This is a genomic window from Pauljensenia sp. C0170B5 (assembly GCF_056590195.1).
On record NZ_JBWPVR010000002.1, the window covers coordinates 125,655 to 139,043 of the forward strand.

The following is a 13,389-nucleotide window of genomic DNA, read 5'->3' on the forward strand; positions in this document are numbered from 1 at the left end:
GGCGCCTTTCGATCAACTTTCCTGTGCTGCAGACAGTTTAGCGCTCTCTCCAGCTGAGATGTTCACTCCTTCCGGCGCCACGAGGGTATCTGCCACGGTCACGGTCGTGGCATCGATGGTGCCGTACAGGCAGGTCAGTGTGAGGCCTCCCTCGTCGCGCGTCAGCGTGCCCCAACCGGTGCCCGTCATCACGACGAGGCTGCGGCGCGGCTCGCGGGCAATCCTCAGTTCGCCGGTGAACTGGTTCCACGTGATCCCTGTGAGCTCATCGAAGACGCTCCAACCGGACAGCGCGCGCGTGTAGTGGTCACCGCATTCGATTTCGTTGTACGGATTGCGTGTCGTGCCGTCGTAACGCGCCCACAGTCCGTGCAGGACCGCATAGCCTTCGTCGGTGAGCCCTTCGTGCAGGCAGTGTGCCGCCACCTGATATTCGATGCCCGTCCACACTTCGTCGCAGTATCGTGTGGGCACATCGGGTCGCCCACCGGTCGGCCATGAGCACATCAGCAGACCCGTTTCCTTGCCGGTAGCGAATGAGCGGTAGGGGTGCTCGAAGTCGTCAAAACCGGTGCGTAGGTTCAGGCGTACAACATTCTTCAGCGCCGTCACCACGTGGTCGCGTGGCAGCAGGTATCCCAGGTCAAGCTGGTGCGCCCACCATTGGCCGATGAGCTGGTCAGACAGGCACCCGTCCTTCCACTGGAAGTCGTCGCGATCCCCTTCTTCGAGGACCTGGCGGTAGTACTCGCCGGTGAACAGCGCCTCATCGTAGGCACGTGAGGATGCCTCGAAGCGTTCGCGGTAGTGGCTGGCGCGCTCATCGTCGCCCAGAAGTTTGGAAATCTCTTCCATCGCGCGCAGTGCTGCCAGCCAGTACGTTCCCATGTAGGAGTTAATGCCACACAGGTCAATGTCGTGCGTGGAGGGCTGAATGCCGTGGAGCAGTCCGGTTGAGTCGGGGTCCCATGTGTTTTCGATGTAGTCCATCAGCCGCACCAGGTTCGGCCAGTACTGCTCCAGCCATGCGCTGCCCGCCTGGTAGCGGGCTTCGCGGTAGGTGCGCAGAACGATTGACAGCATTCCGTCAAGCGCCGGATCGCCCGGTCCTCCGATTTCCCGATCCCAGATCTGTGGCGTCTCCAGTGGCAGCAGGACGCGGTGCGGGATGAATCCTTCGGGTGCCTGCGTGATGGTGAACTCTGTTTCGCGCATGGAGCGTTCCATGCGTGGGAAGAGCTTGGCTGTGGCTTGCGCGTAGGCGTGCACGTGCGTGCAATTGAGCGGACATGACCCGCCGACGAATCCAGCCCACATCGGCGTGGATGCGCCCAGGACTCCCTCGAAGGCGAATGTGCGGTCATCAGCACTTTGGAAGTAGCTCGGGGAGCGCACAATTGCGGCCTGTGTGAGCATCCGATCTGCGACTTCGCCGCCCGGTTCGTCGGCCAGGTCAGAGTTCGTCATGGCATCCACCCATGCGCGTGAGTGGTGTTCGAGGGTGTCCCAGTTTTCGTGTACGTACGCGGTGACCTGTGAGGCATCCGACCAGCGTGTGGTGTAGCGGTTTCCCAGCCAGTGTGTGGCCGGAGCGTAGGTGGGTTGTACGCCTCCAAATTGAACGAAGTTGACGTATCTGTTCGGGAAGTGCCATGTGATCGCGACGCGCACTGTGGTGGTTTCACCCGGTTCAAGGAAGAACTGCGAGACCACTCCCCCGTTCCATGTTGATCCTGACGGGCTGGGCATGGGACGCGCTGTGATGCCGTTGGGCTGCGGGTCAGGCAGGTCATCTGGAACACCGTTCCATTCGTCGGGGCCCACCGGCTGGCGTGTCGCCATGAAGTCCATGAACTGCGCCGGATCAGTCCACTGAGGAAGGGAGCTGACGCGCGTGCCTGACACGCTCAGGCTCATGGTGCCTGCGCCGGGATCGCGCGGGGCGGATTCGTTTAAGGAGGGGTTGGTCATGGTGAGTTCGGTCCAACCGTCTGCGCGGTGGACGGTGTTGACGTTGCCGCCGTATCGCGGTGAGTGGACGCCTACCGGGTTGGTCATGCCGTCATGACCGATGGCGTTCTGCAGACCTGCGCCGAGCCAGCCGTTGAGCCCGGTCTTGGGGTCAGTGTTCGTGAAGGTGAAGGTGAAAAGGGCGGCAGGTAGTGCGGAGTCATCTTCGTTCAGCGGGATGAGCGGGGTGAATGCGTCGAGCGTGACTTTCACCGGCAGTGTGTCGTCATCGAATGTCACGGTGCCAAATGGATAGTGTCCTTCGAAGGAGGCACTGGCCATCGGTGAGAAGTCCTCGAGCAGGTCGCGCTGCCAAGTCGGTACGTCATCATCGTTGACCAGGACTGTTGGTTCGTGCGGCTCACCTGGTTGGGCGATCAGGACACACTGTTCGTTGAAAGGCGGCTCCCACTGACTGATGCGTAGGGCAAAGAATGATCCGGGTAGCGTTCCCGTGTGATTTCCGATGTTGTGCAGCTGCCATTGTTTGAGTGATCCGTCCGCAGCGAGCGCTAGGTTTCCCGTTCCGATCCCGCCGAGGGGCAGAGCAGTGAATGGATGTGGGGTGGTCATCGTCGGCCTTTCATGCAATCGATTACATTTTAGGCTAATATTGCTGACAGTCCACGTCAAGACGGGTCTGCAGTGGCGCAGTCATTACACTTGACAGCAACACTGGTTGGCATTTTGCGGAAAAGACACTATGAAAAGAAAACATCAATCCATCGATGCTCCCCAACGCGTGCGCATGATCGATGTCGCTCGCGCCGCAGGGGTGTCAACGGCGACCGTCTCACGCGTGTTGAGCAATGCAGGCACCGTTAAGCCTGACCTCGCTGAACGGGTGATGGAAGCTGTCAGGCGCACGCATTATGTCCCCGATTCAACAGGTCGCGCCCTGCGCCGCCAGCGCTCGGATGTGTGGGCTGTCATCGTGTCGGATATTCAGAACCCGTACTTTTCGCGACTGGTCGCCTCCATTGAGCAGATCGCCACCGCCAACGGCCTGTCGATCGTGTTGTGTAATACGGGTGAAGATCTGGACCGCGAGCGCCGCTTTATTGCCAATGCCATTTCACAGCGCATGTGCGGAGTGATCCTGACCGCGGCGTCGGAAGCTGATGAGAACGTTGAGCTGCTGACCCGGGCCCGCATTGCCACCGTCGTCGTTGACCGGCGTGTCGGATCGTACGAGGGTGACTCGGTGCTCTTGAATAACGTTCTTGTCGGCCGGTTGGCTGCGAATCATCTGATTGAACGCGGCCACCAGCGTGTTCTGTGTTTGTTTGGTCCGTCTGCAGCTTCCACCACGTTTGACCGCTATCTGGGTTTCCAGGCCGCATGGACGGAGGCGCATCGCGATCGTCATGGTTTGCAGCTGGTGGAGACGAATATTCACGCCGGAGGAGCCCGCCAGGCGACCGCGTCCGCTTTGGCTCGAGCCCACCCGCCGACCGCTATCTACGCGGCGAACGCCGTGCTGTCGATGGGTGTGTATCGGGCGGTGCAGGAAAGTGGGCGGCGCATGCCCGAGGATGTGTCACTGATCGGCACCGATGATGCTGACTGGACGACAATGGTGTCACCTCAGGTGACTTTGATTTCGCAGCCCGTGGAGGAAATGGGGACGCGCGCGGCGTCGATTTTGCTGGAGCGGATGGAGGATCCGGACGGGGAGCCACACCATGTGGTCGTGTCGCCATCTCTGATCGAAAGGGAGACGACAGGCGCAACCATCGCGCCTTAGACGCTCATGAGGCGCCTCGCCAGACAGCGCGAGACGCCTCATGAATAGACTCGTCTTACTTGTCGAGAGTCTTGAGTGCTTCCAGCGACTTCTCGACATCAACGACGGGACCGCCGTTTGCCGGTGGTTCCTCATCGATCATGATGTCCTGCTCCAGGACGTAGTATCCGTCAAATCCGGCTTCGTCGAGTTTGTTGACGATCTCGGCGAAATCGATGTCGCCCTCGCCAATGGGTGCGAACATGCCGGCCTTGACGCCTTCGCTCCATGTGAGTTCGCCGGGCAGAAGCTTGTCGGTCATTTCCTTGTGGATGTCCTTGGCGTGGACGATGTCGACGCGGTCGGCGTACTTGTTGACCAGTTCGACTACGTCTGCGCCACCGCAGGCGAGGTGGCCGGTATCCAGGCACAGGCCGACCTTCGAGTTGTCCAGGACGCGCTCGACTTCGTCAACGTTTTGCACCATGGTGCCCCAGTGCGGGTGCAGGCACGCGATCACGTTGCGCTCGGCGCATGCGGCTGAGATACGGTCAAGGTTGGTGAACAGTGTTTCCCAGCCCTTTTCGTCCAGGACTGGACGCTCGTCATAGCCTTCAACGCCGGAGTCAGCTGCGAGGATCAAGTATTTGCCGCCTGCGACCTCGAACGCATCGAGTTCTTTCTGGACGGCGGGAATCGGGTCGGTTTCAGGGTCATGCATGATGGCCAGGAAGAATGCACCGACGACGTCGAGTTCGTATTTGGCGACCTCGGTGGCGCGGGCTTCTGCTTCGAGCGGCAGCCATCCCTGGGGGCCGAATTCTGTGGCGGTCAGACCGATCTGCTTCATTTCCGTTAGGACGCGCTCCGGGCTCATCTGGTATCCCCAGCCTGGAACTTCACATACACCCCAGCTGATCGGGGCTCCTGCAATTTTCATCGTGTCAACCTTTCATGTCGTGTGGATATGCGGGCGATTCAGGACAATGTAATGGATGTGCCGGTCAGAGCGGATTCCTGTGCTGCTTCAGCGATTTGCAGCGCCTTGATCCCATCGGTGACGTTCGGGGTCGGTGTCTGGCCGTGTGCAATCGCGTCGAGGAAGGTGTTGAGCTCATTGCTGTATGCCTGGGCGTAGCGTTCCAGGAAGAAGTTGAGGTAAGGCTCTTTCGATGCGGAGAAGTTCGAAGTGGACAGCTCAACGGTTGTGGCGCGCACATTGTCGGCATTGAGCACACCGTCGGCACCGAAGACTTCCAGGCGCTGGTCATATCCGGGGGCGCAGTGGCGCGAGTTGATGATGGTCGCGACAACGCCGTTGGCGTTGCGCAGCAGGATCATTGTTGCGTCGAAGTCGTTGGCTTTCTTGATCTCCGGGTCGAAGTTCTGGCCGTAGGCGAATACCTCGACAATGTCGCCGAGGAAGAAGCGCGCCATATCGAAGTCGTGGATCGTCATGTCCTTGAAGATGCCGCCTGAGGTGGCCACGTACTGCGGGCTGGGAGCTTCGGGGTCACGCGAGGTGATGGTCACCTGCTCAACCTGGCCGATCTCACCCCGATCGACGAGGGCTTTGATCGCGGCGAAGGACGGGTCGAAGCGGCGGTTGAATCCGAGCATGATGGTCGGGTTGAGGCCTTCGAGGTCCTTCTCGAGCTGCTTAGCTGCCTCGTAATCCAGGGCGATCGGCTTTTCGCACAGTGCGGGCAGGCCGGCTTTGGCGGCGGCAATGATGTGCTGTGGGTGCTGCGGTGTCGGGGAGCAGATGACGACTGCGTCTAGGTTGTCGAGGGCGAACAGGTCCTGCGCGTCGGACAGAACCGTTGCGCCGAATCGCCCACCCAGTTCCTGCGCTGCCGGCTGATACGGATCAGCAATTGCCACAAGCTGTGCGTTGGGGTTGGCAGCGATGGTGTTGGCATGCACGTGTGCGATGCGTCCCGCACCGATGAGACCAATATTGACCATAATAAGACCTTCCTTATTGTCATGAACAACCGGCGTTGGCTATCCCGTTGTGCCTCTATCCCACGATCCTATCACGGCTTGTTCTGACATTAAACCCCGATTCGGCGTCTTTCGGCACCGAATCGACGACAGATGACAGGTCTTTGCGAGATCCTCTACACAAGTAGATATGCCGCAGAAGCAATAGTTAGGACAATAACAATGGCGTTGAAGACATTTTGATTGATCCTGTTGGCGACCAGCTTGCCAACGGCACAGCTCGCAATGACGACGGGAGCCAGAATCAGCGCTATTGTCACAACCTCACGCGTTACCAGGCCTATTCCTGCTGAAAACGGCAGCTTGACAAGGTTAATGAGAAAGAAAAACCACGCCTGGGTTCCCAGGAACCTCTGAACATCAAAACCGGAGGCTAAAAAGTACATCGACATGACGGGCCCACCCGAGTTCGCGGACATCGTCGTGAAACCACCTAACGCGCCATAGATTCCGCGCACGCCGCTTCGTGCGACCGCTTTCTTCATCTTCTCCCCATAGGCGTGCATGAGCGCGAGCGTGAGGAATGTCAGTGCCAGGACAATAATTCCGATGGAGCGACGCACAACCGTGTCGGAGGCGAAGTACAGGAATGCCGCACCACAAGCCACACCGATGATGACAGATGGGATCAGCCGAAAAAGGGTTCGCCAGTCACATGTCTTGAAGTACACCCACACCGCGATTATGTCCCCTACCAGCAACAGAATCAGCAGGACGGCCGTCGATTCCCTTGCCGGTAATACTGCCGCAAACATTGCAACAGCCACGCTGACCACTCCAGGCAGAGCAGTCTTACCCAGACCTACAAATATCGACGCGATCGCTAGGACGATCCACGCTCCCGCTGACAGATCCAACTGACTTCACCTCCCTACATCGCTTTGTCCTCACAAATAATGGTAGATCTTACATGCGAGTACACACCTCTTCGTCGCAGGCAATCTATCACCTCTGAGACCAATTCACACAAACCCCTTTGTTTCTTCAAGCATTTGTGACGACATTAGTGTGCGAATACGATCTTTTGCAGAACTTTCTGCCGCCAAAACCTCCAGATATCATGACAAGACTGTTACGAAGCTTACAAGAGTGTGCTACTCTCATTCCTATCGGGTATTAACGCGCGTTAACATAGATGTTGTACTTCGCACAATATTCGAGAATGCGACTCACAACGAAGAGAGTGGATACATGACTAATCAATCGCCTCAGCTTTCGCCTCGTGAGATCGAGGACCTTGTCGAGAAAACTCCAGCATCAGGTAAACACCGCGGTATAGGCGCGTTGCAGCCGTAGCGACCATTGGTTCGTTCCTGTTCGGCTACGACACGGGAGTGATTTCCGGAGCTCTCCCCTACATGCATTTGCCGTGGGATGCAGGCGGAATGCACCTGAACACCATCCAGGAGGGATGGATCGGCGGGACCCTCCTCATCGGTGCGGCAATTGGTGCACTGTTGGGCGGACGACTTTCTGACCGATTCGGACGCCGTCACAACATCATGCTGCTCGCCGCTCTTTTCTTGGCAGGCGCTTTAATGGTCACCCTCGCTCCCAGCCTGTGGTTCATGTACGTGTCCAGATTTATCCTTGGCCTGGCCGTCGGAGGGACATCAGCAACCGTACCGGTATATCTTGCTGAGACGGCTCCCAGAAGAATTCGTGGAACAATCGTCGCAATTGACCAATTGATGATCGTAACTGGTCAGCTCGCTGCGTTCGCATTCAACGCCGTCATCAATCAGGTTCTCGGCGGCCCAAAGCTGACGGTGCAGGCCGATCCGCTTGGCTGCATCGAGCCCGGAACATACAACTGGCAGGACATCTCCTCGTGGATCTACCTCAAGGAACAGGTCAGTGCTAGCTGTACTCTCAACGCTCAGTCAGACCTGATTGCGTGGGCAGATTCGCTCACTCTCACGTCCGGAAACGGGTCCGGATGGCGCTTCATGATTGTTCTGTGCACGATACCCGCAATCGCCTTGTGGTTGGGTATGCGTCTGATGCCGGAGTCGCCGCGCTGGTACGCGGCAAATCAGCGGTACCTTGAAGCAACCGGTGCTCTTAAGCGGGTTCGTGATGATCGCGACGAGCCGCGTTCAAAGGAATTCACAGAAATGGTTTCCGCGACCGAGCGTGACGTCCATATAAAGAAGGGCACATGGAGTGAGATGATCCGGACCAAGTGGCTTCGACGCCTCCTGGCGATCGGCATCCTCATTGCAGTGGGCAACCAGCTCACCGGCGTCAACACCGTTATGTACTACGCGCCGAAGGTCCTCGAACTTGCCGGCATGTCAACAGCTGTAGCCATTACCGCCCAGGTTCTTAATGGAATCTTGTCTGTCGCCGGGTCATCGCTGGGCCTTTACCTGATCTATCGCTTCTCTCGTCGCGGACTGCTGGCGTGGAACGTGGCGGGCATCGCGGCTTCACTGCTCCTGATATCAATCCTGTTCGGCACGCTGATCGAACCTCATATTGAAGCTGGAACGCTGCCGGATCCCATCGCCGCCTACGGAGTTCTCGGGTGCATGGGAATCTTCATGCTCTTCGTCCAGTCCGGAAACAGTGTCGTGTGCTGGACCATGATGGGCGAGATGTTCCCCGCTCGTTTCCGCGGTCTCATGAATGGCACTGCCGTCTTCTGCCTGTGGGTGTCAAACGCAATCCTGACGACCACATTCCCCTGGCTCATGGCGAATCTCGGCGGAATGGTGACATATGCAGTGTTTGCGGGTATCAACGCTTTGGTTCTGCTCGGGCTCTACTTCTTCATGCCGAAAACGTCCGGCAAGTCGCTTGAAGAGATCGAAGAGGAAATGAAGGAAAACTATTCACAGAGCTGGCGTTACCGAACGGAGCGTACACGCTAAACCTGACGTTATACAGAAAGGCTGTGGGATCGAAATGATCCCACAGCCTTTTCGATGTCTGGTGTCACAACGACATGTCGACCACTGCACGACCCTGAATGTTGCCGACAGCCAATTCGTCATAGCCCTTGCCTGCATCTTCGAGCGAGAAACGCCTGGTGACGATCTGCGAGTAGTTGATGTAGCCGTTGGCGGCCATCTCGACAACCTTGGGCAGATCAACTCGTGTACGTGCACCATAGGAGCCGAGAATAGACTGTCCGCGGCGCACCGTGCGGTTGATTTCAACGCCCGCGGTCTGCACACCGGCGCCCAGCCCAATCGGCACCATCCGCCCACCATCTGACAGAGCATTCAGTGCGGACTCCCATGTTTCGGGACGTCCCAGTGCCTCGAATGCAACGTCGACGCCCTTGCCGTCGGTGAGTGCGAAGACTGCGTCGTGAACATCTTCCTTGGTGGAATTCACAACGTCCGTGGCACCCAGTTGCCTGGCCGCTTCGAGCTTGTCGTCGGCCACGTCAATCGCGATGATCTTGCTGGCGCCGAATGCCTTAGCGATCTGGATGATGTTGGAGCCAACGCCTCCGGTCGCCACGACGGCAACAGTTTCACCAAAGCGCAGGTCTGCTCCGCGGCGCACCGCACCGTAGGCCGTCATCGCCGCGCACCCCAGAATCGCGCCTGGGACAAGGTCAACGTCGTTAGGCAGAACGGCAATCGATGTCGACGGAATGACGCAGTACTGAGCCAGCGCGCCCATCGAGTACATGGCGATTTCCTCGCCGTCGGTGCCGAACAGTCGAGTCTGACCGTCGTAGAGTTTTCCTTCCAAACGGTTGAGGTTAAAAAACGTGTCGCACAGGTCATCACGGCCTTCTGCACAGTGATCGCACTGGCCGCACGGCATCAGGAATGCTCCGGCGACCTTTTGCCCCACTTCCAGGTCAGTGTGGTCGTTGTCGGGGCCTACCTCAACAATTTCTCCGGTCACTTCGTGGCCGAGTACGCACGGGTACGGGAAGGCGATTTTGCCGTGAATAACATGCAGGTCGGAATGACACATGCCACATGCTGCGACCTTGATCAGAACTTCTCGGCTCCGTGGCTTAGGCGTCTTGATCGTTTCTATCTGCATGCCTTTGGCAGGGTCACGCAGTACCGCAGCCTTCATCGTTTCTGGAATTGCCTCTGACATTTTTCCTCCATTGGATTCAGACACTTCTCACTGCCGACGCACCGGATTGTGCTTTCCGGACCGTACATCAATTCTATCCTCATTTGTAACATTTGTAAATGGAATTGAACGTACAAACTATCGATTACCGAGGGAGTCTACCGATCCGCTGTTCGGAGGACATACGAAACGGCGGGCCAGAGCCGAAGCAAATCGGCCGCTAGCCCACCGTCTCATATTGACTGAGTTGAGTCAGTTGTCTTCGTTCAGAACGTCACACGTTCCGGCGTTGACCGCCTTCCAGATTTCTTCTTCGGTCGGCATTGCCGTGGAGCATTCCAGACGCGCTGCCACGATCGCACCGGCACCGTTGCAGCCCTGAATGATCTTCTCCAAATCCCAACCCTGCAGTAGACCGTGCACCAGCGAGCCGCCAAATGCGTCACCAGCACCTGCGCCATTCATGGGCACGCACGGCAGTTCAGGCACAACCAAGCGCTCGTCGGCCGTCTTGGCCAGTGCGCCGTCGCGCCCCTGCTTGACGATGGCGATCTTAACGCCGCGTTCCAAGAGTGCATCTGCAGCACGCTCGGGGTCCTTCTCCCCTACTGCAATTTCGCATTCGGTGCGGTTACCCACTGCCACGTCGGTGTATTCGAGACACTCGGCGTAACGCTGTCTAGCGAGTTCAATGTCGTCCCAGAAGATGGGCCGCCAGTCCATATCGAAAATTGTGTATGGCTTGTGGCCGCGCATCTTCAGTGCGTCAATGTGGGTGGTGTAGGAAGGATCCTCTGACAGGCCGGTGCCGCTGAACCAGAAAATCTTGCAGTTCTTCACGGTTTCCTCGGGCAGATCGGAAGTCCTGATCTGCAGGTCCGGAGCCGACGGCTCGCGGTAGAAAAAGAACGGCGCGTCGGGAACAAGCTCGCAGAACGTCACCGGTGTGTTCAGGTTCGGATCGGTGATGACGAATTCATCGCTGACACCTAGGCGACGCATTTCGTCGCGAACATACTTTCCGAATGGATCGTCGCCCACACCTGTCAGGATTGCCGCATCTTCACCCAGTTTTGCCGCTGCCACCGCGACATTCATCGGCGATCCGCCGAGGAACTTTTGAAACGTCTTTACTTGATCAAGGGGCGTGTTCACCTGAAGGGGGTAAACATCCACGCCACTGCGGCCAACGGTTAGAACGTCGTGAACTGCCATGACCTTTCTCCTCACTTCGTCGTGCTATTCAGCTTGGACATTTCCAGTGTACGACAAAGTCGAGCATTTGTCACTACATTTAGCGACTATGCTCAGCTTTGTTCAGTGATCAGTCAGTCTCACAGGCCCTTGGCGGCCTCGATCAGCGTCTGGGCGCTCATCTCGAGTCCCTTGATCATGTCGTACTGGTTGTCCTCATGTTCGACAGAGACGTTCATATCCGGGTTGATCGCCGCGACTGCCTGGCAGAACTGCGTCCAGAAGCTGACGTCATTGCCACCACCGAGATATACGAAACGCCATGCAGGATCCTGCGGCCAGACCTGGCACCAGTGTGCCATTGCGCTGGGGTAACGATCGTCCTCATTTTCCGGCCAATGGCCGAATCCTGTATCCAAGACGCCCTTGGTTGCCACCCCTGCCTCGATCTTCGTGTCCTTGGCATGGACGTGCAGAATGTGGTCACCCAGCAGGTCGATGCATGCGAGAATGTCCATCTGCTGCCACATCAAGTGGGACGGATCCAGGTTCACACCGATGTTGCGCACACCGGTACGCTCGACGAAGTCGAGGAATCCGTGTGGGGTGAAGATCGTGTTATGAGGGTGAAGTTCCCAGGCGATCTTCACGCCCGCATCGCCGGCACGCTGATCGATCTCCTTCCAGTAGTCGGCAAGGACATCCAGCTGGTATTCCAGCACCTCCCCATACACGCCGTCCCACGGGTTGACCACCCACGAGGGGTAGCGTGCACCGGGGTCGGAGCCGGGTGCGCCCGACATTGTGACAACCTCGTTGACGCCGAGCAGGCCAGCCAACTTGATGGCTCGTTTAAGGTCATAATCATGTTTGGGACCGACGTCGGGCAAAGGGTTGACGGGGTTACCGTTTGCATTGAGTCCGGCAAGTTTTATCTCCCTGTCAGCGAAGATGCCGAGGTATTCGTCGCGTGCCGTCTGCGAACTCAGAAGCAGATCCACATGCGCGTGCGGGCTGGGTACGAAGCCGCCGACGTTGACCTCGGCACCGTTCAATCCCATTGACTTGGCGATATCGAGTGCCTCTGCCAACGGGTAGGAGCCGAGGCACTGCGTGTAGAAGCTCAGTGTTAAAGACATGGTGTTCCTTCCGGTCGTTGAGAATTACTGTGACTATTTGATGTCGACGCTGGCGCCGCCATTCGCGGCAGATTCTGCGACAGCTGCCTGGATACGCATGGCGCGGTAGCCGTGGTCGAATCCGGGAACCTCGGGAAGTCCCTCGTCGATGCCGGCAACCTGGTCAAGGAATGCGCGTGCCTGGTAGGTGAACTGGTCGATCTGGGTGACACCGACGCCTGCGAACGCCATCGAGGAGCCATCCTTAAAGTACGGGAAGTCGGGTCCCACCAGTATGCGGCGCGATCCTGTCAGGCCGCGCGCTCCTGCGTTGTCAGCCAGCTTGATTTCTGCTGCGCGTGACATATCAAAGGCTGCCTTGGCTTTCGTGCCGCTGACTTCGAATTCAAGCTGGTTCGGATCGCCCACAGTGATGCGTGACACCGCCAGCGATCCGACCGCGCCGGATTCAAAGTGCGCGGTAAAGATGGCCGCATCGTCGTTTTCCACCTTTTCGGTTGCCTTCGCATCGGTGGAAATCCCTCGACCTCCGGACACACCCTGCACTGCCGGTGGACGCATGGTAATCGCAGTGGCGAATGCGGCACCCGAAACGGACTTGATCTGCCCGCATACAAATTCCGCGGTGTCGATCAGGTGTGACCCCACATCTCCGAGGGCGCCTGACCCCATCGGCCCCTTGTACCGCCATGCGATCGGGGTGTTCGGATCGGCTCCGTAGTCGCAGGTGTAGCGACCGGTGAAATGGACGATATCGCCCAGCGCTCCATCCTCGGCCAGTTTGGCAATTTCAGCGATGCCAGGCTGGCGACGGTATCCGAACCCAACGCCTGTAACGACGTCGGCCGCAGCAGCAGCTTCTGCCATTGCACGGGCATCGTCGAGGTTGTCCGTCAAGGGCTTCTCACACAGGACGTGCTTTCCGGCCTTGATCAGTTCCAGGGCGATTTCACGATGCAGTGCATTCGCGACAACGATCGAGACCACGTCGATTTCCGGGTCTTCTGCAATTTCGTGCCAGTCAGTGACGGTCTTGTCGTATCCGTATGCGCGTGCGGCATCTTGCGCGAATGGCTCATAGGCATCGCAGATTGCAGCATATCGAAGCTGCGGCAGCTTATGTGGATCGTAGATAGTCGTGGCCTGCCGCCACGCGTTGGCGTGCGTGCGACCAGCCATTCCTGCGCCGATAACAGCTACTGAAATTGTGTGACCATTCATCATGACTCCCTCGTCGATCATCTGTTGGTGAGTCACCGC

General features: G+C 58.0%; 9 protein-coding genes and 1 pseudogene. 2 read left to right on the plus strand and 8 right to left on the minus strand.

Features of this window, described 5'->3' with window-relative positions:
* Positions 1 to 12: 12 nt before the first annotated feature.
* The gene (locus AC1EJZ_RS03830) at positions 13 to 2,583 is read right to left on the minus strand and encodes a GH116 family glycosyl hydrolase (RefSeq protein WP_058236538.1); all 2,571 of its coding nucleotides are present in this window, start codon (positions 2,581 to 2,583) and stop codon (positions 13 to 15) included.
* A 130-nt stretch (positions 2,584 to 2,713) separates the two neighbouring features.
* Here AC1EJZ_RS03830 and AC1EJZ_RS03835 point away from each other — a divergent pair, with 130 nt between their 5' ends.
* Entirely contained in the window at positions 2,714 to 3,757 is a 1,044-nt protein-coding gene (locus AC1EJZ_RS03835; protein WP_082628506.1) for a LacI family DNA-binding transcriptional regulator, read from the plus strand.
* A gap of 55 nt (positions 3,758 to 3,812) precedes the next feature.
* On the opposite strand, the gene AC1EJZ_RS03840 is transcribed toward AC1EJZ_RS03835, so the two are convergent.
* The 3 genes from AC1EJZ_RS03840 to AC1EJZ_RS03850 form a co-directional block, all read right to left on the minus strand.
* Positions 3,813 to 4,676 (minus strand): sugar phosphate isomerase/epimerase family protein, encoded by an 864-nt coding sequence (locus AC1EJZ_RS03840; protein WP_058236536.1) that lies wholly within the window; start codon positions 4,674 to 4,676, stop codon positions 3,813 to 3,815.
* A gap of 38 nt (positions 4,677 to 4,714) precedes the next feature.
* Positions 4,715 to 5,704 (minus strand): inositol 2-dehydrogenase, encoded by a 990-nt coding sequence (gene iolG, locus AC1EJZ_RS03845; protein ID WP_058236535.1) that lies wholly within the window; start codon positions 5,702 to 5,704, stop codon positions 4,715 to 4,717.
* 155 nt (positions 5,705 to 5,859) lie between these two features.
* Positions 5,860 to 6,600, minus strand: coding sequence for a sulfite exporter TauE/SafE family protein (locus tag AC1EJZ_RS03850; RefSeq protein ID WP_058236534.1), 741 nt, complete (start codon positions 6,598 to 6,600; stop codon positions 5,860 to 5,862).
* 334 nt (positions 6,601 to 6,934) lie between these two features.
* Here AC1EJZ_RS03850 and AC1EJZ_RS03855 point away from each other — a divergent pair.
* A pseudogene (locus AC1EJZ_RS03855) lies at positions 6,935 to 8,619 on the plus strand (MFS transporter).
* A gap of 64 nt (positions 8,620 to 8,683) precedes the next feature.
* Here the strand turns inward: AC1EJZ_RS03855 and AC1EJZ_RS03860 are convergent.
* The 4 genes from AC1EJZ_RS03860 to AC1EJZ_RS03875 all read right to left on the minus strand — a co-directional run bounded on the left by AC1EJZ_RS03860 (position 8,684) and on the right by AC1EJZ_RS03875 (position 13,386).
* A complete protein-coding gene (locus AC1EJZ_RS03860) occupies positions 8,684 to 9,793 on the minus strand; it encodes a zinc-binding dehydrogenase (RefSeq protein ID WP_058236877.1) in 1,110 nt (369 codons plus the stop codon).
* 255 nt (positions 9,794 to 10,048) lie between these two features.
* Positions 10,049 to 11,011 carry a 5-dehydro-2-deoxygluconokinase gene (iolC, locus tag AC1EJZ_RS03865; RefSeq protein ID WP_070726535.1) on the minus strand — a complete coding sequence of 321 codons (963 nt, stop codon included), beginning with the start codon at positions 11,009 to 11,011 and terminating at the stop codon, positions 10,049 to 10,051.
* Positions 11,012 to 11,130: 119 nt separating this feature from the next.
* Complete coding sequence (locus AC1EJZ_RS03870) at positions 11,131 to 12,129, minus strand: sugar phosphate isomerase/epimerase family protein (RefSeq protein WP_480293987.1); 999 nt, start codon at positions 12,127 to 12,129, stop codon at positions 11,131 to 11,133.
* Positions 12,130 to 12,162: 33 nt separating this feature from the next.
* On the minus strand, positions 12,163 to 13,386 hold the full coding sequence (locus AC1EJZ_RS03875; RefSeq protein ID WP_480289770.1) for a Gfo/Idh/MocA family protein: 1,224 nt from the start codon (positions 13,384 to 13,386) through the stop codon (positions 12,163 to 12,165).
* Between the last annotated feature and the right edge of the window lie 3 nt (positions 13,387 to 13,389).

Bases quoted from the DNA above. Each gene is read 5' to 3' on its own strand.
- AC1EJZ_RS03830 (WP_058236538.1), bottom strand. From the start codon at position 2,583: ATGACCACCCCACATCCATTCACTGCTCTGCCCCTCGGCGGGATCGGA.
- AC1EJZ_RS03835 (WP_082628506.1), top strand. From the start codon at position 2,714: ATGAAAAGAAAACATCAATCCATCGATGCTCCCCAACGCGTGCGCATG.
- AC1EJZ_RS03840 (WP_058236536.1), bottom strand. From the start codon at position 4,676: ATGAAAATTGCAGGAGCCCCGATCAGCTGGGGTGTATGTGAAGTTCCA.
- iolG (WP_058236535.1), bottom strand. From the start codon at position 5,704: ATGGTCAATATTGGTCTCATCGGTGCGGGACGCATCGCACACGTGCAT.
- AC1EJZ_RS03860 (WP_058236877.1), bottom strand. From the start codon at position 9,793: ATGAAGGCTGCGGTACTGCGTGACCCTGCCAAAGGCATGCAGATAGAA.
- iolC (WP_070726535.1), bottom strand. From the start codon at position 11,011: ATGGCAGTTCACGACGTTCTAACCGTTGGCCGCAGTGGCGTGGATGTT.
- AC1EJZ_RS03870 (WP_480293987.1), bottom strand. From the start codon at position 12,129: ATGTCTTTAACACTGAGCTTCTACACGCAGTGCCTCGGCTCCTACCCG.